This window comes from Mucilaginibacter sp., from assembly GCF_039921305.1.
GTDB lineage: Bacteria > Bacteroidota > Bacteroidia > Sphingobacteriales > Sphingobacteriaceae > Mucilaginibacter.
The window spans coordinates 23796-47151 of sequence record NZ_JBDSCA010000005.1; the positions used below are offsets into that span (position 1 = coordinate 23796).

At 40.9% G+C, this 23356-nt stretch carries 20 protein-coding genes; 12 read left to right on the forward strand and 8 right to left on the reverse strand.

Annotation, left to right across the window (positions count from 1 at the left end):
* The first annotated feature begins 36 nt into the window (after positions 1 to 36).
* The 7 genes from ABIN91_RS00625 to ABIN91_RS00655 all read left to right on the forward strand — a co-directional run bounded on the left by ABIN91_RS00625 (position 37) and on the right by ABIN91_RS00655 (position 9147).
* Positions 37 to 1590: a bifunctional response regulator/alkaline phosphatase family protein gene (locus ABIN91_RS00625; RefSeq protein ID WP_348047348.1), complete on the forward strand. Its 1554-nt coding sequence runs from the start codon at positions 37 to 39 to the stop codon at positions 1588 to 1590.
* A 176-nt stretch (positions 1591 to 1766) separates the two neighbouring features.
* On the forward strand, positions 1767 to 1943 hold the full coding sequence (locus ABIN91_RS00630) for a hypothetical protein (RefSeq protein ID WP_348047350.1): 177 nt from the start codon (positions 1767 to 1769) through the stop codon (positions 1941 to 1943).
* Between the two features lie 23 nt (positions 1944 to 1966).
* Positions 1967 to 2380: a tRNA (adenosine(37)-N6)-threonylcarbamoyltransferase complex ATPase subunit type 1 TsaE gene (gene tsaE, locus ABIN91_RS00635; RefSeq protein ID WP_348047352.1), complete on the forward strand. Its 414-nt coding sequence runs from the start codon at positions 1967 to 1969 to the stop codon at positions 2378 to 2380.
* Positions 2381 to 2432: 52 nt separating this feature from the next.
* The gene (locus ABIN91_RS00640; protein WP_348047354.1) at positions 2433 to 3659 is read left to right on the forward strand and encodes an alanine dehydrogenase; all 1227 of its coding nucleotides are present in this window, start codon (positions 2433 to 2435) and stop codon (positions 3657 to 3659) included.
* A 31-nt stretch (positions 3660 to 3690) separates the two neighbouring features.
* The gene (locus ABIN91_RS00645) at positions 3691 to 7443 is read left to right on the forward strand and encodes a DUF3857 domain-containing protein (protein ID WP_348047356.1); all 3753 of its coding nucleotides are present in this window, start codon (positions 3691 to 3693) and stop codon (positions 7441 to 7443) included.
* Entirely contained in the window at positions 7443 to 8123 is a 681-nt protein-coding gene (locus ABIN91_RS00650; protein ID WP_348047358.1) for a M15 family metallopeptidase, read from the forward strand. Before ABIN91_RS00645 ends, ABIN91_RS00650 begins: the two co-directional genes overlap by 1 nt.
* A 73-nt stretch (positions 8124 to 8196) precedes the next feature.
* The gene (locus ABIN91_RS00655; RefSeq protein ID WP_348047360.1) at positions 8197 to 9147 is read left to right on the forward strand and encodes a YihY/virulence factor BrkB family protein; all 951 of its coding nucleotides are present in this window, start codon (positions 8197 to 8199) and stop codon (positions 9145 to 9147) included.
* A gap of 28 nt (positions 9148 to 9175) precedes the next feature.
* On the opposite strand, the gene ABIN91_RS00660 is transcribed toward ABIN91_RS00655, so the two are convergent.
* On the reverse strand, positions 9176 to 10501 hold the full coding sequence (locus ABIN91_RS00660; RefSeq protein WP_348047362.1) for a D-alanyl-D-alanine carboxypeptidase: 1326 nt from the start codon (positions 10499 to 10501) through the stop codon (positions 9176 to 9178).
* A 154-nt stretch (positions 10502 to 10655) separates the two neighbouring features.
* Here ABIN91_RS00660 and ABIN91_RS00665 point away from each other — a divergent pair, with 154 nt between their 5' ends.
* Positions 10656 to 11846, forward strand: a complete 1191-nt coding sequence (locus tag ABIN91_RS00665; protein WP_348047364.1) for an aspartyl protease family protein — start codon at positions 10656 to 10658, stop codon at positions 11844 to 11846.
* Here ABIN91_RS00665 and ABIN91_RS00670 read toward each other — a convergent pair.
* A complete protein-coding gene (locus ABIN91_RS00670; protein WP_348047366.1) occupies positions 11843 to 12115 on the reverse strand; it encodes a hypothetical protein in 273 nt (90 codons plus the stop codon). The genes ABIN91_RS00665 and ABIN91_RS00670 overlap by 4 nt on opposite strands.
* Before the next feature lie 282 nt (positions 12116 to 12397).
* Here ABIN91_RS00670 and ABIN91_RS00675 point away from each other — a divergent pair, with 282 nt between their 5' ends.
* Positions 12398 to 15220: a TonB-dependent receptor gene (locus ABIN91_RS00675; protein WP_348047368.1), complete on the forward strand. Its 2823-nt coding sequence runs from the start codon at positions 12398 to 12400 to the stop codon at positions 15218 to 15220.
* An 81-nt stretch (positions 15221 to 15301) separates the two neighbouring features.
* Here the strand turns inward: ABIN91_RS00675 and hisS are convergent, their stop codons facing one another.
* Positions 15302 to 16678 carry a histidine--tRNA ligase gene (gene hisS / locus ABIN91_RS00680; protein ID WP_348047370.1) on the reverse strand — a complete coding sequence of 459 codons (1377 nt, stop codon included), beginning with the start codon at positions 16676 to 16678 and terminating at the stop codon, positions 15302 to 15304.
* A 176-nt stretch (positions 16679 to 16854) separates the two neighbouring features.
* On the opposite strand from hisS, the gene ABIN91_RS00685 reads away from it, so the two are divergent.
* Positions 16855 to 17382 carry a GNAT family N-acetyltransferase gene (locus ABIN91_RS00685; protein ID WP_348047372.1) on the forward strand — a complete coding sequence of 176 codons (528 nt, stop codon included), beginning with the start codon at positions 16855 to 16857 and terminating at the stop codon, positions 17380 to 17382.
* Here the strand turns inward: ABIN91_RS00685 and ABIN91_RS00690 are convergent.
* From ABIN91_RS00690 to ABIN91_RS00710, 5 genes are all read right to left on the reverse strand, one after another.
* Positions 17379 to 17822, reverse strand: a complete 444-nt coding sequence (locus ABIN91_RS00690) for a low molecular weight protein-tyrosine-phosphatase (protein ID WP_348047374.1) — start codon at positions 17820 to 17822, stop codon at positions 17379 to 17381. The two genes, ABIN91_RS00685 and ABIN91_RS00690, sit on opposite strands and share 4 nt — an antisense overlap.
* Positions 17823 to 17868: 46 nt before the next feature.
* The gene (locus ABIN91_RS00695) at positions 17869 to 18387 is read right to left on the reverse strand and encodes a fumarate hydratase (protein ID WP_348047376.1); all 519 of its coding nucleotides are present in this window, start codon (positions 18385 to 18387) and stop codon (positions 17869 to 17871) included.
* 47 nt (positions 18388 to 18434) lie between these two features.
* Positions 18435 to 19832 (reverse strand): class II fumarate hydratase, encoded by a 1398-nt coding sequence (gene fumC / locus ABIN91_RS00700; protein WP_348047378.1) that lies wholly within the window; start codon positions 19830 to 19832, stop codon positions 18435 to 18437.
* Between the two features lie 155 nt (positions 19833 to 19987).
* Complete coding sequence (locus ABIN91_RS00705; RefSeq protein WP_348047380.1) at positions 19988 to 20413, reverse strand: SMI1/KNR4 family protein; 426 nt, start codon at positions 20411 to 20413, stop codon at positions 19988 to 19990.
* 155 nt (positions 20414 to 20568) lie between these two features.
* Positions 20569 to 21684 (reverse strand): DUF4407 domain-containing protein, encoded by a 1116-nt coding sequence (locus ABIN91_RS00710; protein WP_348047382.1) that lies wholly within the window; start codon positions 21682 to 21684, stop codon positions 20569 to 20571.
* Between the two features lie 149 nt (positions 21685 to 21833).
* Here ABIN91_RS00710 and ABIN91_RS00715 point away from each other — a divergent pair, with 149 nt between their 5' ends.
* Complete coding sequence (locus tag ABIN91_RS00715; protein WP_348047384.1) at positions 21834 to 22148, forward strand: rhodanese-like domain-containing protein; 315 nt, start codon at positions 21834 to 21836, stop codon at positions 22146 to 22148.
* Positions 22149 to 22357: 209 nt separating this feature from the next.
* Positions 22358 to 23263: a prohibitin family protein gene (locus tag ABIN91_RS00720; RefSeq protein ID WP_348047386.1), complete on the forward strand. Its 906-nt coding sequence runs from the start codon at positions 22358 to 22360 to the stop codon at positions 23261 to 23263.
* The last annotated feature ends 93 nt before the right edge of the window (positions 23264 to 23356 follow it).

The following is a 23356-nucleotide window of genomic DNA, read 5'->3' on the forward strand; positions in this document are numbered from 1 at the left end:
ATGTTTATTGGTTAATACTACTTATACTAAAATATCATGCAAGATACTACCATTTTATGGGCCGACGACGAGATTGATCTGCTAAAACCACATATATTATTCTTAACCGAAAAAGGTTACAAAGTAAAGACAGTTACCAACGGTAACGATGCTGTAGACCTGTTTAAAAGCCAATATTTCGATTTAGTTTTTTTAGATGAGAACATGCCCGGTTTAACCGGATTAGAGACCCTGGCACAAATAAAAAATTTAAATGCCGATGTCCCGATAGTCCTCATCACCAAAAACGAAGAAGAATATTTGATGGAAGATGCCATAGGATCTAAGATAGACGACTACCTCATCAAGCCCGTAAATCCAAAACAGATACTGCTTACCATTAAGAAATTCACAGAGAACAAACGCCTGGTAACCGAAAAAACAACCATGGCCTACCAGCAGGATTTCAGGCAGTTGGGGATGACAATGAATGAGATCTCAACCTACCAGGAATGGGTTGATGTTTATAAAAAACTAATTTACTGGGAACTTGAATTAGGGGGGTTGCAAGATGCCGGAATGCACGAAATATTGACCCTGCAAAAAGCCGAAGCCAACGTACAATTCTCCAAATTTATCGAAAAGAACTATCTCGATTGGATCAAAAACCCGGCAACAGCGCCAACATTATCCCCCGACTTGTTTAAAAAGAAAGTTTATCCACAATTGGAAAGTAATGTACCTGTGTTTTTTATCCTGATCGATAATTTACGTTACGATCAGTACCGGATGATCCACCCTATTATTTCAGAATATTTCCGTTTGGAAGAAGAGGATACCTATTTCAGCATTTTGCCCACGGCAACTCAATATGCGCGTAATGCTATATTCTCGGGCTTAATGCCGTTGGACATGGAAAAACGTTACCCCGAAATGTGGCAAAACGATGAGGACGAAGGCGGTAAAAACCTACACGAAGCCGATTTTGTTGGCGACCAGATCAAACGTGTTTTACGTAAAGACTGCAAATACTCTTACACCAAAATATTAAACATTGACGAAGGCCGTGCCCTGAACGAGAGCGTAAGCAATCTGATGCAAAACGACCTGAACGTGGTTGTTTACAACTTTGTAGATATGCTATCGCATGCCCGTACAGACATGCAAATGATCCGCGAACTGGCAAGCGATGATGCCGCTTACCGCTCATTAACCATATCATGGTTTGAGCACTCGCCACTGTTTGATTTGCTTAAATTCCTATCGCAAAAAAAGGTAAAAGTTGTGATCACTACCGATCATGGTACCATACGGGTACGCAACCCCAGCAAAATAGTTGGCGATCGTAACACCAACACCAACCTGCGTTACAAACAAGGTAAAAACCTAAACTTTAACCCAAAAGAGGTTTTCCATATCCGTAACCCGCACGATGCCATGCTGCCCAAGCTACACGTAAGCTCAAGCTTTGTATTCGCCAAGGTTGATAACTATTTTGTTTACCCCAACAATTACAATCACTTTGTCAATTTTTATAACGAAACCTTCCAACACGGCGGTATCTCGTTAGAAGAGATGATCATCCCGATAGCCACCTACGGACCAAAATAAAAGCAATATAAAATCCCATTTATGAATGGGATTTTTTTATTTAAATTTGAGTATGGTAACAGTCTTAACGGGAAACCCGTTCTGACTAATTCCCAGATCAACGGTTTATACTAAAAATGAATTATATTCTTTTCATGGTAACAATGAGGTTAGCGCAGGCAAAGTAATCACCAATAATGGATAACGATATTGTAAAACAATTAGAGGCACTTATTGATAAACTGCGCCGCTTAACTTACGACGAGGCAAAAACAGACCCCGAATTTAAAAACCTTACCCCAAAGCAATTTGAGCGTTACGCGGCCGAGCAGATCAAAACGGTGCGCGAGCAGCTTGCCCGGCTAAAAAAATAAACACCTGTATGGTGTAATCAGTTATGGATAACAGCATTATTTATACCCTAAACGACATTAGCCAAGTAGCCCAAAAATTGCTTGCGGTTATTGGCGATCAAAAGATCTTCCTTTTCCACGGCGATATGGGCGCGGGAAAAACCACACTCATTAAAGAGTTATGTAAAGAATTAGGTGTTACCGATAACGTAACCAGTCCAACATTCTCCCTCGTAAACGAATACACTATCCCCACGGGTAAAATTTATCATTTCGATTTTTACCGGCTTAAAAACCAAACCGAGGCTTTGGATATGGGCTGCGAAGAATACTTTTACTCGGGCGATTATTGCTTTATAGAATGGCCTACCATGATCCCTGATCTGATACCCGATGGGCATATCAATATCAGCATCAAAGTATTATCCGGCACCGAACGCGAAATACATATCGGTTAATTTTATATTATTTATCTTTTTGCGTATCTTCATAAACGGATATTAGAGATATATGAGTTCAGGGATTTTAAGTGGTTTTTCCGACATCGCAAAGCAGGCCATGATGCAGCCGCAAGAGTCGATGCTCGAGGTGAAGAACAAAAAAAACAAGCTTTACATTGGTATACCCCGCGAAGTTTCTTTTCAGGAAAACCGCATCGCTTTAACTCCATTATCAGTAGCGTTGCTTATTCACAATGGCCACGAGGTTATTTTAGAGAGCAATGCCGGTAAAGCAGCCAATTTTTTAGATAAAGATTACAGCGAGCAGGGCGCACGCATTGTTTACGATACCAAATCGGTTTACGAAGCCGATATCATCATCAAAATTGCGCCGCCAACCATGGTCGAGATCGAGATGATGAAGCCTCATCAAACGCTGCTCTCAACCTTACAACTATCCACATTAAAGCCTGAATACATACAAGCATTACAGCAAAAAAAAATAACAGCCCTTTGTTTTGAAGATCTGTTGGACGAGGGCGGAACCTTAACCGTAGTCCGCGCCATGAGCGAAATTGTCGGCGCAACCTCCATCCTGATAGCAGCCGAATACCTGAGCAATGTTTTTGAAGGTAAAGGATTAATGCTCGGCGGTATAACCGGAGTTCCCCCAACCGAAATTGTAATATTAGGCGCGGGTACTGTTGGCGAATACGCAGCCCGTACCGCTATATCATTAGGCGCGCAGGTAAAGGTGTTCGACCCATCTATTTATAAACTTCGCCGCCTGCAAAACAATATAGGTACCCGCATATTTACCTCGGTAGTGCAACCTATCGTATTAGAAAAAGCCATTACCACTTGCGATGTTGCCATAGGCGCCATGCGCGCCGAAAGCGGCCGCAGCCCATGCATAGTTACCGAAGCTACCGTTAGCCGGATGAAACCCAACTCGGTAGTAATTGATGTGAGTATTGATCAGGGCGGCTGTTTTGAAACATCCGAGGTTACAAACCACACCAATCCGGTATTCCGCAAGTATGATGTGATACATTATTGTGTACCCAATATTGCATCGCGTGTAGCACGTACCGCAACCTACGCGCTAACTAATATTTTCGCCCCTATTTTATTAGATATAGGTGAACAGGGCGGATTAAAAAACGTAATCTGGCAAAAAACCGGCGTACGTAACGCAGTATACATTTACCAGGGCCACTTAACCAATAAACATATAGGCGACAGGTTCAATATGCCTTGTAAAGATCTGGACCTGCTTATCGTATCGCATCGTTAACCTCAATAGAACCGACATCACAATTTATAATATGAAGCTAACCTTTACTCATTTAAAGGCCATTTTTGTTACAGGCCTTTCTCTTATTTGCACTTTTACATTTGCACAAAACACGCTACCCAATGCTTGGGAAGCATTTTATCAAAATAAACGTAGCGAAGCGCGGACTTTGTTTACCGAAGCCGCCAAACAGCCAACCTCGGCCGAAGAAGCTTTGCTTGGCTTAAGCCTGCTTGCTCAGGTTGACCGTTCAGGAGCTGAATCTTTTGATTATTTCAGGAAATTTTACGCGGCAAGTAAAAATCCACAACCTTATATCTATGCCTTGTGGTCTACCACCTCCATCAACTACTCTTACAATAAAAAGGGAGAAGAGTTAGCGTTCTTTAAAGACATCATCAACCATAAAGATTATGATGGTATGCTTGCCGCTATGACTTATTCTATTTTAGGCAAGGGTTACGAAAATGTCAAAAAGTTCGACCTGGCCGATAAAGAATATAAAAACATTGGCTCGTTAAACGCCTGGCAAATAGCCGGCGAATACGAAAATATATCAACCAGCGGTTTTGATAAAACTTACGAAACCCTGCAACACCCCGAGGCTGAAGCCCTTTTCACCAATAAGAACGGTGTAAAAAATCCCTGGTTTGAAATACCTTATGTCCGCCACGATCAGTGGATCGATTTTACTTATTATAGTAACGCCTATAACTCCATCAACTTTGCACAAACCTTTGTTAAAAGCGATAACGATTTAGAGGCCCAATTGCGTATCGGCGTATCCGGTTCGGTTAAGGTTTGGGTTAACGATCAGCAGATCATATCCGAAGCCGAAGAAAGAAACAACGATCTGGATACTTACATCCAAACCATCAAACTAAACAAAGGCTACAACCGCATCCTGATACAAATTGGCGAAAGCTATGCCAACCGCTCCAATTTTTTAGTGCGGTTAACCAATACCCAAGGTCAGCCTTTAACCGCGCTAACAAGCACGGCAAAGCCGCAGCCTTATACCAAAGAAACCGCCTTTGTATCAAAAACGATTGAGCCTTTCGCCATCACCTATTTTGAGCAGCAAATTAAAGCGCAACCATCAAACTTGCTGCCTCAATTACTTTTGGCCGAATCTTACCTCCGTAACGATAAAACTTTTGAGGCCAGGCGTATTGTTGAGAACATGCGCAAAAAATATCCGAACAGCACTTTTTTAAATAGCCTGTTACTTCGCATATTCAACAAGGATGAAAACCGTACTGGTGCCGAAACCTTAAAAGAAACCATGAAAATGGCCGATCCGGAAAGCTCGGTTTCTTTGATTATGAAATACAATCAGTTGATAGAGCAAAAAGAATACGATAAAGCAGCCGACGTAATTAATCGTTTGGAAGTATTACAGCCCGATCAGCAGGAGTTCATTTATCAAAGCCGTATAAACCTGGCCAGCTACAATAAAAAGCAGGATGAGGTGGTTAAACTTGCCGAAGAGGCGTACAAAAAATTCCCGGACAATAAGGATTTTATGGGCCTCGAATCTGCCATCGAATCAAGTTTGCGTAAAAATGCCTCCAAAGCTATCGGGATATTAAAAGATTATGCAGATACACACGATGATTACGCGGTATCTAAAAAACTAGCTGCTGCCTATTTTACAGCAGGCAACGCCGCCGATGGTTTTAAAGTTTACCAGGAAGAAGCCAGGCTTGACCCGATAGGTGTTGGTATATATGCCGACCTGGGGTATCAGTACTATCAGCAACAGCAATATGATAAGGCCGCCGCAAGCTATTTAAGCGCAGTTAAAATACGCCCAACATCATCAGTTTATTACACCTCGTTGGGAAAAATATACGAAGTAAGCAATCAACCCGATAAAGCCATTCAATATTACAAACGCGGATTGGAGTTCGCACCGAATGATTACGCGACGATTAAATCCCTACGCAAACTTCAAAACAAAAAAGATGTATTTACCTATTTTGAAGAGCCGGATATTAATGCCCTGATCAGAACCGCGCCAAAAGCGAGTGACTATCCCGAGGATAATGCCATCATTTTAGACCAAGAAGTACAAAAAGTAGTTTATGAAAACGGAGGATCGGAAGAACGGCAATATCTTATTGCCAAAATACTTACTCAAAAAGGCATAGACAGCTATAAAGAATATTCCATTAGTTACGATAACTGGCAAAACCTGTTGATAGAAACAGCCGAGGTAATTAAAGCCAATGGCAATAAAGTTCCGGCCGAAAGGAACGAGAACAATTTAGTTTTCACTAACCTTGAGGTTGGCGATGTAGTTAGCATTCGCTACAAAATTGAAAACTACTTTAAAGGTAAGCTGGCCAATCACTTTTGGGATTCGTTCTATTTTAACCATGGCAAGCCTTACGTAAAAAGTAAATACTCGTTGTTAATTGATAAAGACAAAAAGTTCACTTACAAATTCACCAAAACGGATATCCCAACACAAAAAAAAGAAGCCGACGAGTTTGACTTGTATGTATGGCAAAACAACAACCAGGCTTCTTTATCTTACGAAGATAAAATGCCTCCATTGGCCGATATATCCAACATTTTATACATCACATCAATACCCGACTGGAAATTTATTTCCGATTGGTATAACGATATGGCATCGGCAAAAGCCCGTACCAATTACGAGGTTAAAGAGGTAATTAACGAGTTACTTCCCGAAAAACTGAACCTCACCCCAATGCAAAAGGTTGAGCGTATTTATAACTACATCACAAAAAATATTAGTTACAGTTCGGTATCATTCCGCCAAAGCGGGTTGATACCCCAAAACCCGGCAGATGTGCTAAATACCCGCATTGGCGATTGTAAAGATGTATCAACTCTTTTCGTATCCATGTGTAAAGAAGCCGGCATTAAAGCCCAGTTGGTGTTGGTTAAAACCCGCGATAATGGTTTAAATACCATGCCCGTGCCTAATATTGATTTTAACCATTGCATAGCCAAGGTTAACTTGAACGCTAAAGATTATTATATCGAACTCACATCGCAATACCTGCCTTTCCGTTCCAATTATAATTCGGCCATAAACTCGGTGGTATTAGATATTGGCAGCGCTGATGCAAGCAATGTAAAATACTTGAACCCAACAAACCGTAAAGAAAACAATGTTAGCCGCAAGGTTGATATCAGTTTTAGGGATAAAGATATGATCATCAAAGAAAACGGGTATAAAACTGCCGCCCTTGCAGGGGATATGCGCGAGGTTTATAAAGAGCTTTCGCAAAAAGACCGTATTAAGAAGGTAAAAACAGCAATTTCAACCGCTTATCCGGATAACGAGATAATCCGTTTGGAATTTAACAATCTTGATGCTACAGTTAATAAAGACACCGTTTACTCGCACTTTGATTATGAGCTGCGCAATATAACCAAAACCATAGCGGGCATGTCCATATTCTCGTTGCCATGGTCGGATAAAATGGCAGCTGCCGATTTGCAGGTCATATCACCACGATACTCAGGTATTGATCTGGACCAGATGTTTAGCCTTGATAGCGAAACCGAAGCCATATCGATAACCCTGCCAGCCGGTAAAAAACTGGTGGAGCAATTTACGCCCGTTATTTTAAAGAACGATGTTTTAGACTACAGCATCATACCCAAACTTGTAGGCAATAAATTGATACTAACCCGTAGCTTAAAACTGAAAAAGGATTTCATCCCGGCAGATAAAGTATCCGAGTTTAACGAGTTCTTTAAAAAGATGGTAGAGGCCGATAACCGCGAAATAGCTATGAAATAATGAATATCAACGCACGCTACTTATTATTGCTGTTGGTTTTGTGTACCGGTGTGGCCGGGGCACAAAACTATAGGGATTCGTTAGGTGTGATCAATCCGCAGCAATACAGCAAACAGATCAAACTAAAACCCGATAGGAAGCTTGTTGAAATTACCAAATACATTCCGGGTATCCGGTTAGATATCCGTTATGCTACTACCGATAATTTTATGCACGAGCGCATGTATAACCAGGCCCGTGCCTTTACCCGTTTGCCCGTAGCTATGGCCCTAAAAGCCGTACAAGCCGAATTGAATGCCAAAGGCTTAGGGTTAAAAATTTATGATGGTTACCGCCCATATACTATAACGGAAAAGTTCTACAAAAAAGCCAGCGATAAACATTTTGTTGCCGATCCTAAAAAGGGATCAAAACATAACCGGGGTTGCGCCATTGATCTGAGTTTGATCAACCTGAAAACCGGACAGGAATTAGATATGCCCACCCCCTTTGATAGCTTTAGTAAATTGGCCGCGGCCAATTATACAGATTTACCGGCCCAGGTTATCCAAAATCGCGAATTGCTAAAAACAGTAATGGAAAGCCACGGCTTTAGAGTGCTGGATAATGAATGGTGGCACTTTGATTTTATAGGCTGGCAAAACTTTGAGATACTTGACGTGCCTTTTGAGCAACTGTAACAATCATTAAAACAAAACTATGGTATTCAAGTTGCATAACTATGATGAGTAAGTTAGACAAGGGTAAATATTTATGAGGTTTTTGATAAAAAGGCGTTTACTATCTGGATGGAAAATAACAGCAGCCACCTTTAATGGCTTTTTAGATGATCGGGGTTTAAAATTAAGCGCTTCATTAGCCTATTACACCGTCTTTTCGTTGGCCCCATTAATGATGATGCTTGTTTTTGTATTGAGTTTATATTTTGGTAAAGACGCCTTTGAAGGGAAAATATATCCTGAACTTAAAGGCTTTGTTGGTGCCGATGCTGCCGCGCAAATACAATCAATAGTTAAAAGTGTACAATTGGGTAAATCGGCACTTGCCATTGTGATTGGAGCAATCACCTTAATTATTGGCGCCACGGGTATTTTTATGGAGATACAAGATTCATTAAATATTATATGGCGGGTTAAAGCCAAGCCCAAACGTGGCTGGTTAAAACTCATCACCAATCGTTTGCTTTCGTTCTCATTGGTAATAGCATTGGGGTTTTTATTGATGGTTTCGCTGATCATCAATGGCTTACTTACCGCACTTAGCGACAAGTTAAGTCATTATTTGAGCCATTTCGAAATTGTATTTACCCTGATAGATGTTGGTGTAACCTTCGTTGTTATTTCTACCTTGTTCGGTATCATATTCAAATACCTTCCTGATGTTAAGATAGGATGGTCGCATGTACGTACAGGTGCCATTTTTACCGCTATACTTTTTATGTTAGGTAAGTACCTTATTGGTTTATACATAGGCACCATGAAAATCGGTTCAACCTATGGTGCCGCGGGTTCAATCATCATTATCTTTGTGTGGATCTATTATACATCGGCCCTGTTATATTTAGGAGCCGAATTTACCCAGGTGTATGCCGAATTTACGGGTTGTAAAATAGAACCCGCGGAATACGCGGTAGCGGTTGAGCAAAAAGAGGTAGAGCGTGATGTGGCTGTTTTACCTCCTCAAAACCCTAATCTTAAATCTTAAATAATTTTCTGCTAAACAACCCTAACGATCAATAAGTTTCGTGAATGTAGGTCATTATCTTAACCATCTCTTCGCGTATTTCGCGGACTGGCCGGGTAAAGTTATTATTCATGAATGAAAAGGCTAATCGCTTTCCTTTGCGGGTAACCAGGTAACCGCTTTGGTTATGGTTATTAGCTAATGTGCCCGTTTTAGCCCAAACAAAGGGTTTACCATTATCCGTTTTGTAAGCGCTTTTAATGGTTCCAACAACACCTCCGGCTGGCATTAAACTATGTAGAAAATTCTCGTCTTTTACTTCGATCGATATTTTTTGCAATAGGGCTATCATATCACGAGGTGTAAATAAGTCTTTTCGCGATAAGCCCGAACCATCTACCCATTGCGGTTTATCAGGCAAATCATTTAAATAATGCTTAACAGAATATTCGATAACCGAATCGGTACTCAGTGTTTTAAATTTGACTGATGAGCATACCAGCAATAACTGCTCGGCAATAAAGTTATCACTTGGTTGCAGCATCCGGCGATAAACCGAATCCGACTGTGCATTATAAACCGTTTTAACACTGGTTGGCATTGGTAAATGAACTTCGGTGATCTCTTTTTTCAAAGTATCGCCTAATAAAGCCAATTGCAAAGCGGTAGAAACCTTCCAGGGTATTTCTGCTCTATATTTTTTAGGTACAGGCGTTGCCGGGTAAACAAAATCATTATTCAAAATATTACGGGTTACCCTGAATGAGCTGGGCTTATAAGTGCTATCGCACCGTAGATATTTTTGCAGATATGCTGGTTTGATCAGCAATTTTCCGTTACCATCGGAGTAAACTACGGCTACGTTATCCTGAATAGGCAGTTCATTGATCTCGGCCTGGTAGTAATCGCTGTAATCGCCATAAGGCCATCCGTTACCATAAAAATCGCCGGTATAACTCCCGGATGAGAAGTAGAGTTTACTGGTACTGTTTTTCAATAAATTATAACCATTAACACCTTTCAAATCCGTTTGCAAAAACGATGGATCGCCGGTTGCCCAAAATATCAGCGAATCATTCCGGTTAACGTATTTAAAAGCGGGTATAGAATCGCCCAACATTTTAAGACAGGTATAAAAAGTATAAAGCTTGGTATTTGATGCCGGAGTATAATATTTATCCGAGTTTAACTCGTAAACCATTTTATGCTCATCCAGGTTATACAAAGCAAAACCGGTAAAATGATCATTCACTATTGTGGACTTTGTAAATATTTTTTTGATTGGCGCCTTTCTCAATTTATTGCTACAGCCAAACTGTATGGATATAAAAACAAGCGCCAAAAGCAACCCTATTAATCTATTTACCGTTTTCATGATATATAAAGGTGATTTTCGCATATAAACAGTTGTGTTTTTTAAGTACAGTACCAATATTTATTTATAAATTTATAATACCAATTATAATTACTTGCTATCTCATATACCCATCGGTTTAAAGCGTTCAAGTATATTGCTTTTGCTTATATGCTTGTGTAATTGTATTACCTATGGACAGCCTGCCTTTAAGCTATCCGAAAACCGGAAACGTGTAACACTCCCATTTAACTTTACGCGTAATTTAATTGTAGTGCGTGTTACTGTAAACCATAAAGGCCCCTACAATTTTATATTGGATAGTGGAGTTGGCCTTATGATTATTACCGATCCCAAACTTTTAGACTCTTTGAATATCACATATAAACGTACAATATCAGTATCAGGCTTAGGCGAAGGTAAAGATTTTGAAGCATATGTTGTTCGCCCGCTTAAAGTTGAATTGCCGGGAATTGAAGGTAATAATATTTCGGCCGCTATCCTTAAAAAAGACGAGTTTGGGCTATCAAATTATGCCGGACTACCTATTCATGGTTTGCTGGGATATGATTTTTTTAACAGTTTTGCCGTAAAATTAAATTTCAGTGATAGCACCATCGTTGTAGGTCAGCTTACGGATATGCATGTTTTTAGGAAAAGTGAAAGACTCTCGCTCAGTATTGAAGACAATAAGCCTTACATTTTAAGCGGGGTTAAAATTAAAAGCGATGGTAATATTACGGAAGATAAGCTAATACTTGACCTTGGTGCCGGGCATCCCCTATCGCTCGAAAATTTAGTTGGCCAAAACAAGGGCCTTCCCGATAAATTTATCGCTTCAAACCTGGGGGTTAGTTTAACCGGACCAATAAGGGGGTATCTGAGCCGCATTAGTGAATTTAGAATAGGCAAGTATAAGTTAAAGGATGTTATTGTATCGTTCCCGGAGTTTGACACCATCAAAAACAATCTTTTAAATGTAAAACGAGATGGTAATATCGGTATTGCGATATTGAAGAAATTCAATATTATAATTGATTATCAAAGCGGATCGCTTTATTTAAGGCCCAATTCTCTTTTTGGTGAGCCTTTTGAACACGACATGAGCGGCCTGGAATATTATTCGGCAGGTCCGGATCTAAAGCACGTCATAATCAGCAACGTAGAGAAAGGATCAGCTGGTGCCGAAATCGGTTTGCAGGCCGGTGACGAGATAGTGAGCATTAACTTCAAGCCTGTTGATAAAATGACCATTGAAGAAATAGACAAGATATTTTGCTCAAAACACGACAGATCATTGCTGCTTGAGATATTTCATGATAAGCAGTATGATAAGGTTATTATGGTGCTTAAACGGCGGGTTTAACGTAACTCGCTCAGGTTTTCGTAAAAGGCGCTTTGCAAATCAAGTAACGATCTTACTTTTATCTTCTCCCCATACGTATCAAAACACACAAATTCTGATTTTTCGGCAGAATCTACCTTGCGTTGCTCAATAAAATTAAAGGTTTTAAAAAAGTAATGATCAACGGTTAAGTTATCTTTTTTAATAATATTGGTAGAGTTTAATCTAAATCCCACCTTCTTTATCCAATCGTGAACCCGCGATCGGAGTGTTCTGCGCAAATTAGCCATCGGTTAATGTTTTTATAGTAGAACGAAAGCTATTAGTTAATGTTTCAATAAATTTACAATCGAATTAAACACAATTGTTGATAAACTTTCGGTTATACGCTGTGTTTCCTTTCAAATCCAATAAAAAACAGCATTTTTGCACCCCTTTATAATCATATGTAACAATCCTATGATTTATAGCCAATTATCATAAAGAAAGTGAACTTTTGTACTCTTTAAATGTCTGTACTGTATAATCAGCAATAAAAAACACTCAGGCAGTATGGCCGTGTAATAAATATTATGAAAAAACTAATTCTCCTTTTTACATTTCTACTAACAATAGCCTTTAAGGGCTATTCACAAACAGGCCGCGAGGTGCATGGTGTAGTTGCCGATTCAACCGGCATAACCATTCCGGGTGTTGTAGTTAAATTAACCTCGCCAACTGATAGTTTAAACGTTGTTACCAATGTTGATGGTGTATTTACTTTTACAGCGGTAAAATCAAAACAATTCGCTTTAACTATATTATCAATAGGTTATCAGGGCTTAAAACGCAACTATACGTTTGATGGTGATAACAAGCCTGCCAACATTGGAACGATCAAGCTTAAAACGGAAACAAGAATGTTAAACACGGTACAGATTACCGATGTTAACGCGGTAAAGGTTACAACCGATACTACTGAATACAAAGCAAGTGCTTATCCTGTTAGGGCAAACGCGCCGGTTGAAGATGTTTTGAAAAAGCTACCTGGCGTTGATGTAGATAAAGATGGTAATGTTACCGCCGAAGGGAAAGCAGTAAATAAGGTACGTATTAATGGAAAGGATTTTTTTGGTGGAGATGTTAAAACAGCCACTAAAAACCTGCCCGCCGATGTTATTGAAAGTATACAAATGATTGACGATTATGGCGATCAGGCTAATTTAACCGGATTAAAAACCGGTGAGCCTAACAAAATCATGAATATTGTTATCCGTAAAGATAAAAACTATGGTTACTCATTATCGGCTACCGGTGGAGACGGGTCTGATGCCTTACCTAAAAACCCAGGTGTAACAAATTCAAACCGTTATGTTGGGGCAATAAACTCATTCAAGTTTAATGGCGACCAACAAATTGCCTTATTGGGTAGTATAAATAATACCAACATAAATACCTTCTCTTTTAGCGGAGGTGGAGGCGGAGGTGGTGGCCGTGGCCAACGGCTTGGCGGAGGTGGTAATACACCAACAAACGGTATCACTGATGCTAAATCTTTAGGTTTAAACTATCGTGATCAATGGGGTAAAACCTTATCTGTTTATGGAAGTTATAGCTTTGCGGATAACTCTGTTTATACAGCAAACACCCAAATCCAAAGAAGCCTTGATGGTTCATTTGTAAACAACTCAACCGGTAATAATATAGATGGTACGTTAAACCACCGTATTAACTGGAACATGGAGTGGAAGCCGGATACGATCAACTATTTGAAGTTCACGCCAACATTCGCGTATGCAAGCACAACTACCGATGATGCCAGTCAAAACAGCATATCAACGTCGGGTTTGCAAAGCCTGTTATATAATTCAAAAACCGTTGGTAACTCCAGTTCACCAAGTTATGGTGGTAATGTTTTGTATAACCATAGGTTTAACGGGCATGGCCGTAACTTTAGTTTAAACCTATCAGCCAATAGCAGTCCGAGTGATGTGTTCTCAAATCCGATTACAACCTATATCGTAGGTAGCCCCGGAGGCTTATCACGCGTTCCGGCTAACCAATTGATCAATACAAATACAACTACTAATTCCGAAAGTATTTCCGCATCATATATCGAGCCGTTAAGTACTGTATCGTATTTAGAAGCAAATTATAACTTCAACCGCGCCGAAACAAATACCAACAGAACTAACGATACTGTTACAGTTAGCGGCCAGCAAAACTTTTACGACAGATTAAGTAATAATTACAACTTTACATACACAACCAACAAATTTGGTTTAAACTATCGTTTAATTGAAAAGAATTATAATCTTACATTAGGTGCTGGGGTACAGCCAGGTTTGTTAGATGGAGTTTCGCCGGCAACACAAACCTATCCGGCTATAACTACACATGTTAGCACATTCAATTTTATACCGACCGCTCGTTTTGTTTACAATTTTTCGCGCAGCCAGGCTTTAAATATTAATTATAACGGATCAAGCAGCCAACCATCTTACAGCCAGTTGAATCCTCGTCCGGATCTTTCTGATCCAACTTACATTGTAACTGGTAACCCTGGTTTACAGCCCGAGTTTAATAACAACTTCTCTATCCGCTATAATAAATTCAGCTTTGGCACAGGTAATGTATTGTTCACCAATTTGTCATTTACGCAAACCAATAATAAAATTGTAACTAATGTAAATACCATAGGAAATGTGCAATCCGTTGATTACCGCAATACCGATGGTTATTATAGCGCTAACGGGTTTTTCACTTATGCAAAACCTTGGGCACAACGTAAATACACATTGATATTAAATGGCAATGCTAATTACACTAACAATATTGGCTTTAATAACAATGTAAAAAACATATCTAAACAACTTACTTTTACTCCTGGGCTACGTTTCAGGGTTGATATTACCGATGTGATTGATGTGCAGGCCAGTGCCAATTATGCTGTAACATCAACAGATAATACTAACGCACAGCTTAACAGCACCTATAAAACAACAACCTTAGGCCTCAATGGTAAAAACTACTTCTGGACAAACTGGACACTTAGTTATGATTTTAGCAAGGCCATTAACCAGGGATATTCCACCGGAACAGTAACCAATCCTAATATTTTGAACACCTATGTTGAGCGTCGTTTTCTTAAAAACAACATGGCAACTATACGTTTAGCAGCTTACGATTTATTTAACCAAAATACAGGTTACACTAATACACCAAGCGGTAACTATATTGTTGAGCAATCGGTTAACCGTTTAGGCCGTTACTTTTTGGCAACCCTAACTATCCGCCTGCAAAAGTTTGCAGGTAAGGCTCCAGACCAAGGTGGTATGCCTGGCGAACGCCGTATGCGCAAAGAAGGTGGCGGTGGCCAGGGAGGCCCTGGTGGTGGCTTTGGTGGCCCACAATAACAAAGTATCATAAACCATACACAACAAAAAGCCCTTGCAATTAGATTGCAAGGGCTTTTTGTTGTGAGATATTCTTCCGGATTACCCTTCGCTCAGCATTGCCACAATCATCTCTGTAGATAACTTTTCTTGCTCGCCAGTTAGCATGTTCTTGAAGGTAAGCATCCCGCTTTCCATTTCGTCGCTGCCTATTACAATCACATATGGTATTAGCTTGTCATTGGCGTAATCCAGTTGCTTTTTGATTTTGGCTCCTGCCGGATACAGTTCGGCGCGTACCTCGCGACTACGCAGCTGCTGTAAAAAAGGCAAAGCATACGTTTCGCCATCCTTATCAAAGCAGCAAATCAACACCTGAGTAGTTTGTCCCGCCGCATCCGGAAAGAGTTTCAGCTCATCCATCACATCATATATCCTATCGGCACCAAAAGAAATACCGGCACCCGTCAAGCCTTTCAAACCGAACATGCCGGTCAGGTCGTCATAACGGCCGCCACCGCCAATACTGCCCATGGCAACTTCGTTGGTTTTCACCTCAAATATAGCGCCTGTGTAGTAGTTCAATCCGCGGGCCAGCGTAATATCCAGTTCAACCGTAGCTCTTATTAGCTTAAAGCTTTCCAGGTATTTAAATATGCTTTCAATTTCATCGCAGCCCTTCAAACCAACTGTTGATGTTGACAAAGCCTTACGTAGGCTTTCCAGCTTTTCAATATTACTGCCTTCCAGTAAAATAACAGGTTTTAGTTTGCGGATATCGGCATCGGTAAAGCCCTTTTCATTCAGTTCTTTGATCACGCCATCCAAACCTATCTTATCCAGCTTATCAATGGCAACGGTAAGGTCAATGATCTGGTCCGGTTTATCAATTACTTCGGCTATGCCCGATAATATTTTGCGGTTGTTGATCTTGATGGTAAAATCCTTCAAACCTAAATTGCTCAAAGCCTCATCATATATCAAAATAAACTCAGCCTCGTTCAATAACGAATCCGAACCAACCACATCCGCGTCGCATTGGTAAAACTCGCGGTAACGGCCTTTCTGCGGCCTGTCGGCACGCCAAACCGGCTGCACCTGGAAACGTTTGAACGGCATCGTGATCTCGTGCTGATGCATCACCACATAACGGGCGAAGGGAACGGTAAGATCGTAGCGCAGGGCTTTTTCGGAGATGTCTTTAGTTATGAGTTGTGAGTTATGAGTTGTGAGTTTTTCGGCATCAACTTTTGAAAGGTAATCCCCGCTGTTCAATATTTTAAATATCAACTTATCGCCCTCATCACCATATTTACCCATCAGGGTTGATAGGTTCTCCATAGCCGGAGTTTCAATCTGTTGGTAACCGTACTTACGGAACACGCTTTTAATGGTATCAAAAATATGGTTACGCTTCACCATTTCGGTGGGCGAAAAATCACGCGTTCCTTTCGGGGTTGATGGTTTATTAGCTGCCATGCGGCAAAGGTAAAAATTTCATTGGTTCATTTGTTCACTGGTTCATTAGTTGATTAGGGTTACTTGTGCAATAAGTGAGTTTTTTAATGAGATCTGTTAAAAATTTCTTACAATTACCCCCCTGTATGATTATTATGGTTATTGAGGTTATGGGATAAATGTTAGCTTTGGATAACATGACCATCATTACCCAAACACCACGCATTATTGTAAGGGAGTATACCCCCGAAGAAGAGATCCTCTTTATCAAACTCCTGTCCGATCCTTTGGTTACCGATTACCTGCCTAAACGAACTCCCGATGATAACCGCATCATCTTTCGTGATACCTTAAACGATTATCACCAGGGCAATAAACTTACCCGCTGGGGCATTTTCAATAAAGCAGATGGCGAGTACATTGGCCTCGGTCTGCTCAAATCAATAGAAGGCGAGCCAACGCTATCCGAATTAGGTTATGTGATACACGATAAGTTTAAAGGGCAAGGAATAGCTACCGAATTTTCAAAGGCCATGCTAACCTTTGGCTTTATAGAAATGGGCCTGTCCGAAATTTACGCCGTAACCAGTAAAGAGAACACCCCCTCAAAACGGGTGCTTGAAAAAGTAGGCATGCAGCCAGGAAACGACATTATGCGCAACGGCGAATGGTTAAACTATTTTAAAATAACGAAAGAAGATTGGCATAAAAGCCTAGAGGCTTAGTGTTTAGCCTGTAGCTCTTTCAACAACTGTTTACAACCATCAAGCACCAATTGGTAAACAGGTGCAAATAAGGTATCGTCATGATAAGGGTCGGGCACGTTTTTATCGCCCAGCAACAGCCTCACCTTTTTACTGTCCTCATCATTGCGGGCCAAAGCCAAAATATCGCGCTTGTTATTCTGGTCCATCACCACAATCAGGTCAAACTCATCAAAGTCGCCTACTTTAAACTGGCGACAAACCTGTTTGCTGATATTCACACCGTTTAACTTAGCCTCACGTGTAGATCGATGATCGGGCCCCTGCCCAACATGCCAGTTGCCTGTTCCTGCGGAATCAACTTGCCAATCTAAGCCTTCTTCTTTTACCAGGGCTTCCATCACCCCATGCGCCAACGGCGAGCGGCAAATATTACCGAGGCAAACCATTAATATTTTCATTGTTGTATTAAATTAAGTTCCCCTTTAGGGGGCGGAGGGGCTACCCTTACAAAGGCTTCACCACACAAGCAACCCGCTTCACCAACCTCAGTTTCACCGCCATCGTACTGCTAAAAGGCAACAATACCAATCCCGAATCACTTTTCGCGCTCACCACAAACCGCTCATCATAAGCGCCAAACCTAAAGCAACCGCCTTCCTTTTTCAAACTATAATCCGGATTACAAAAAAAGCCATTCAGATGCAGTGTATCACTCTTTTGCTCATAAGTCCCTTTGGCATATTCCAGCCAATGGCCCTTACTCATGCAAGTATCCGATCCATAATTCACCTTACTTACCGATGCTATCCGCACATAAAACGAATCGCAGCTAAACTTGAAATCATTCAGCGAGTAGCTTACCAGCATTTTCTGCCGCTCCACCGAATCCTGCTTCCATTCCCCCTGCACAAAATCACTGCCCTTACGTTGATAGTTAGGATTGAAAGAGCAGGAGCTTAGAGCTAAAAGCAATAAGCTGCAAGCTGCAAGTAAAAAACAAGGAAGGTTAAAAAATCTATACATAATTCAAAAAAAAGCCCTCCCTTTTAGGGGAGGGTTTGTATGTGGTTCTATTTCAAACCACCTATCATTTCTTCGGGCTTAACCCACTCGTCAAACTGCTCGTTGGTTAATAAACCCAAACCAACGGCGCTCTGGCGTAACGAAAGGTTTTCTTTTAACGCCTTTTTGGCAATTTTAGCGGCATTCTCATACCCAATATGCGGATTCAAAGCAGTAACCAGCATCAACGAGTTTTCCAGGTGCTTCTTAATACCATCATAGTTAGGTGTGATACCCTTAGCACAATGATCGTTAAACGATACACAAGCATCACCAATTAACCTGGCCGACTGTAAAAAGTTAGCCGCCATTAAAGGCTTAAACACGTTCAGCTCATAATGTCCGTTCGATCCGCCTATCGAAATAGCCACATCGTTACCCATCACCTGGGCGGCAACCATAGTAACAGCTTCGTTTTGGGTAGGATTAACCTTGCCCGGCATAATTGACGATCCCGGCTCATTATCCGGAATATGGATCTCTCCAATACCCGAACGCGGCCCGGAAGCCAGCATCCTGATATCATTCGCTATCTTCATTAACGATACCGCGATCTGTTTCAGCGCGCCATGTGTTTCCACAATAGCATCGTGAGCGGCCAAAGCCTCAAACTTGTTTTCGGCCGTGCGGAAAGGTAGGTTAGTAAACTGGGCAATATATTCGGCAACCTTAACATCATAACCTTTTGGGGTATTAATACCGGTACCAACCGCTGTACCGCCCAAAGCCAATTCGCTCAGGTGGTCTAACGTGTTTCTTAAAGCTTTTAAGCCATGGGTCAATTGTGATACATAGCCCGAAAATTCCTGACCTAAAGTCAGCGGGGTTGCATCCATTAAGTGCGTACGGCCAATTTTAACTACCGATTTAAACTCTTCAACTTTAGCTTGCAGTGTGTCACGCAGTTTCTCAACACCCGGAATGGTTACATCAATAACCATTTTGTACGCCGCTATATGCATAGCCGTAGGATAAGTATCGTTTGATGATTGCGATTTATTCACATCATCGTTCGGGTGGATAAAGGTTTTACCTTCGCCCAATTTATTACCAGCCAATACGTGCGCACGGTTGGCAATAACCTCGTTCAAATTCATGTTCGATTGCGTTCCCGAACCGGTTTGCCATATTACTAAGGGAAACTCGCTGGCTAAGCCACCAGCTAATATCTCATCACAAACGGCAGCAATCTGGTCGCGTTTTTCGGCAGGTAGCACACCGCAATCCGTGTTGGTATAAGCGGCAGCCTTTTTCAGATAAGCAAAAGCGGCTATGATCTCTTTCGGCATCGAAGCCTCGGGGCCAATTTTAAAATTGTTGCGTGAGCGCTCTGTTTGCGCGCCCCAGTATTTATCGGCAGGTACTTGTACCTCGCCCATGGTATCGTGTTCGGTTCTGAAACTCATGGTGTTAAATTTGCGAGCAAATTTAGAGTTTTATATCAAGTTACTTAATACTAATAAGCTAAAGTTTCATTTTTATTCTTGTCACTTTTCTGTACCATCGTAGTAGTAATCATTAAGGGTATCATCAATTAATATTTGCACCCAATCAACAAAGTTCAAATTGCAAACCTCTGCTTCGTCATCGCTTTCATAAAAGTATCATGCTGCCAAAACACAACCGGGCAGAGACCATCTTTTAAATTAGAGAGGTCAAGGCAGTAATGATTCCCATAGCCATCAGGTGAGAACGGTAAAAATTTTAATGGCATAGGGTTTCCTGCTTCGTGATGTTCAAACGTATATATTTCACTCAGTGATGAAGACTGGAGTTTGTCTAACGCCAATACTTCAGTCCCAAGTAATGAAATACCATTGTATTTCGTAAGTATATATTTAAAGTCTATTGGTAGTTGAAAACCGATAGACTTTTCAAAAATCTCAAATCTATCGTCACTAATAGATTTGCCTAAATCAATTATTTCTTTCGAGAATTTTTTCAGTTCAGCTATTAATTCATCACATTGTTGAATCAGTTCCTTCATTTTTGCTAAATTAAATAAAGCCCGCCATTGGGTACCTATATTTCCAAATCAGCACTAAAAAATGATATTTGCATAACTGACCGAACTCTACATCGCGAACTTATATGCCGCTCTATTGGGTATTCTTTGTTCCTCGGAATGAAATGAAAGCCAAATCAAACCGACGCGTCACCCAAATCTTTCCCCGCCTGCCAGGTAATTATTCTTTTCCGCTTATCTACTTCGGTGCTCACATCATGGTCATAAACATTATCCGTTACCGTGACGGATTTATCCCTATCCTTATCCGCAAAATGCACATCGGCCTCTTCAATCCGCGCTAACGCGATATCATACGATCCTCTTGGCGACATCAGTTTCACCAACACAGGCAAACACTCAAACAGAATAAACAGGTAGGCGATGAATGATTGCGCCAAATAAGTATCAATATCCCTTGTACCATTATCCCTGAACATCAATTGCCCCAGAGCCCAATTCCTGTCAGCAAAACCGGCTACATTAGCCAAACTATCCAGCTGGCTACCCGAAAACAGCTTCACATCATTCAAACCATCGTACTCTTTACGTTGGTTCAAATACCCATCCATCTTATCCAAATTATCCTGAACAATTTTCAGCCTCTCTTGCTTTTCCTGCAATACGCCTTGCTTCTGTTTGGCATAAGTACCATAGCCTTGTATGCCCGAAGTTTGGTTGCTTTTATCCCCAAAAACCTCTTGGTTCAACTGATAACGCGAACGGTTAATATCTTTAGTGAGCGAATCGCGCTCCTTTTTCATTTCGCCATTTTTGCCAATTTCCTGGGCATATTTATCACCATAAGCCTTTTGTAAAGTATCAACCTTGCGGCGCTGTCCGTTCAGGTACGAGGTTTTGAGCTTACCGCGAATTTCCTTATCAAATATCTTCAGTTCCAAAGGGCGGGATATCACCACACCTATCATAATCGCCAGCAATATCCGTGGCGAAGCTTGTAATATCTGTTGATTTGTGGTTCCCTGTTTGTTAATACTCCCCACAATATAGCGGTCCATATTAAAAATAGCCAGCCCCCATATCATCCCGAAAAGGATAGCGAAGCCCACCGCGAAGCTGCTGCCGCTAAAAACAAAATACATAGCATAACCACCCGATAGCGAGGCAAATAAAGCCGTAAAAAATATGGTAGCGCCTATCCCAACATATTTATTATGCTCGATGGGGTATTTTTTAAGCGTTGCCTGGTGCGCGCCCGAGCAAAACCAAAAGAAGCGTGTTAGTTTTTCCATCAAATAAATGCGGCAGCCAAAAATGCATGCTCAATTCATTAAACGCCAATAGCCCCTGATTGTTACAAACTTAAACGCAATGCCATTTTTAATGACACCCATTTTATATACGTTAAAATGAATAACTTTGCCTCATAAATATCCATCACATGAAAGAAATAAGTGTACTTGAGCTAAAAGAGAAAATAGATAACAAAGAAGATTTTCAACTGATTGATGTTCGCGAGGACTTTGAATATGAAATGAGCAACCTTGGCGGTACCCTGATTCCCCTTGCCGGGATCTTGATCGAATCGGACAAGATAGCCAAAGATAAACCCGTAATTGTACAATGCCGCAGCGGCAAACGCAGCGCAGTAGCTATTATGCAGTTAGAAGCGAAAGGCTTTACCAACCTGTACAATTTACAAGGCGGCATATTAGCCTGGGCCGAAGAAATTGACCCAACAATGGAGGTGTATTAATGGGCATCAAGGTATTTTTAAATGTAATGTACAACATCTGCATATTTATATGTGCGTACTTTGTTTATTACAGCATTAAAGGTCATAACTGGCCCGTTGCGTTTGGAGCTGTTTTTCTTTTGGGAATGGTTATCATTTTTAAATTGCGCCTGTTGAAGGATATCCGCAACTCTCAGAAAAAACCGTAAATTCAACAAAAAAAACAAACCATGTTCATCGCAATTATTGGTATCATCATCCTCATTGCAGGAATGGTGATCAAGGGTAGCCCAACCCCTAATGCCCGCTACGCGGGTGTAATTAAAATAGTAGGTATCGTTATAGTTGTACTGGGCTTGTTCAGCTCATCGGTTAAAGTGATTGAGCAGGGTAAAATAGGGGTGCAAAGCTTATTCGGCAAGGTTCAACCCGATATTCTTGAAAGTGGCTTACACATTATTGACCCCGTTGTTGATGTGACCATATTTGACGCCCGTACCCAAAACTACACCATGAGCGCGCAAACCACCGAAGGCCAAAAACCGGGTGATGATGCCATCAGGGTGCTATCGTCAGATGGTTTGGAAGTAACTATTGACATTACGGTACTTTATCGCCTGATACCTAGTAAAACACCTTTTTTACTGCAAAACATTGGCCCGGATTATATCGATAATATTGTTCGCCCGGTATCGCGTACTGCAATCCGTGACAACGCCGTAGCTTTTGAAGCCGTGAGTTTATATTCAACTAAACGGGCCGAGTTTCAGGCTCGCATTCAAAAAACTATAGCTACGGCCTTTGCCAAAAATGGAATGGAGTTGCAGTCGTTATTGGTTCGTAACATATCCTTACCAGCATCTGTAAAAGCCAGTATCGAATCAAAAATAAACGCTGAACAGGAAGCGCAAAAAATGCAATTCGTACTGCAAAAAGAAAAACAGGAAGCCGAGCGTAAGCGCATAGAAGCACAAGGTATTGCCGATTACCAAAAGATACTTTCAACTGGCTTATCTGATAAACAGCTACAATACGAAACCATCAAGGCTCAAAAAGAAATAGCCCTTTCACCCAATGCCAAAGTAATTATTTTAGGAAACGGTAAAGGCGCTCCTATCATTTTAGGAAAAGACTAAGGAATAAACACTTCACAAAAAGCACGAATCTAAACTGGTTCGTGCTTTTTTTATTTCAGGCCACCACCTACAACTAATAAAATAGTTATACTT

Excerpts from the sequence above, each read along its gene's own strand:
- ABIN91_RS00650 (WP_348047358.1), top strand. The coding sequence starts at position 7,443 with ATGAATATCAACGCACGCTACTTATTATTGCTGTTGGTTTTGTGTACC.
- ABIN91_RS00640 (WP_348047354.1), top strand. The coding sequence starts at position 2,433 with ATGAGTTCAGGGATTTTAAGTGGTTTTTCCGACATCGCAAAGCAGGCC.
- ABIN91_RS00675 (WP_348047368.1), top strand. The coding sequence starts at position 12,398 with ATGAAAAAACTAATTCTCCTTTTTACATTTCTACTAACAATAGCCTTT.
- fumC (WP_348047378.1), bottom strand. The coding sequence starts at position 19,832 with ATGAGTTTCAGAACCGAACACGATACCATGGGCGAGGTACAAGTACCT.
- ABIN91_RS00625 (WP_348047348.1), top strand. The coding sequence starts at position 37 with ATGCAAGATACTACCATTTTATGGGCCGACGACGAGATTGATCTGCTA.
- ABIN91_RS00685 (WP_348047372.1), top strand. The coding sequence starts at position 16,855 with ATGACCATCATTACCCAAACACCACGCATTATTGTAAGGGAGTATACC.
- ABIN91_RS00645 (WP_348047356.1), top strand. The coding sequence starts at position 3,691 with ATGAAGCTAACCTTTACTCATTTAAAGGCCATTTTTGTTACAGGCCTT.
- ABIN91_RS00660 (WP_348047362.1), bottom strand. The coding sequence starts at position 10,501 with ATGAAAACGGTAAATAGATTAATAGGGTTGCTTTTGGCGCTTGTTTTT.
- ABIN91_RS00670 (WP_348047366.1), bottom strand. The coding sequence starts at position 12,115 with ATGGCTAATTTGCGCAGAACACTCCGATCGCGGGTTCACGATTGGATA.
- ABIN91_RS00705 (WP_348047380.1), bottom strand. The coding sequence starts at position 20,413 with ATGAAGGAACTGATTCAACAATGTGATGAATTAATAGCTGAACTGAAA.
- ABIN91_RS00695 (WP_348047376.1), bottom strand. The coding sequence starts at position 18,387 with ATGTATAGATTTTTTAACCTTCCTTGTTTTTTACTTGCAGCTTGCAGC.
- ABIN91_RS00720 (WP_348047386.1), top strand. The coding sequence starts at position 22,358 with ATGTTCATCGCAATTATTGGTATCATCATCCTCATTGCAGGAATGGTG.
- ABIN91_RS00690 (WP_348047374.1), bottom strand. The coding sequence starts at position 17,822 with ATGAAAATATTAATGGTTTGCCTCGGTAATATTTGCCGCTCGCCGTTG.
- ABIN91_RS00710 (WP_348047382.1), bottom strand. The coding sequence starts at position 21,684 with ATGGAAAAACTAACACGCTTCTTTTGGTTTTGCTCGGGCGCGCACCAG.
- hisS (WP_348047370.1), bottom strand. The coding sequence starts at position 16,678 with ATGGCAGCTAATAAACCATCAACCCCGAAAGGAACGCGTGATTTTTCG.
- tsaE (WP_348047352.1), top strand. The coding sequence starts at position 1,967 with ATGGATAACAGCATTATTTATACCCTAAACGACATTAGCCAAGTAGCC.
- ABIN91_RS00630 (WP_348047350.1), top strand. The coding sequence starts at position 1,767 with ATGGATAACGATATTGTAAAACAATTAGAGGCACTTATTGATAAACTG.
- ABIN91_RS00715 (WP_348047384.1), top strand. The coding sequence starts at position 21,834 with ATGAAAGAAATAAGTGTACTTGAGCTAAAAGAGAAAATAGATAACAAA.
- ABIN91_RS00655 (WP_348047360.1), top strand. The coding sequence starts at position 8,197 with ATGAGGTTTTTGATAAAAAGGCGTTTACTATCTGGATGGAAAATAACA.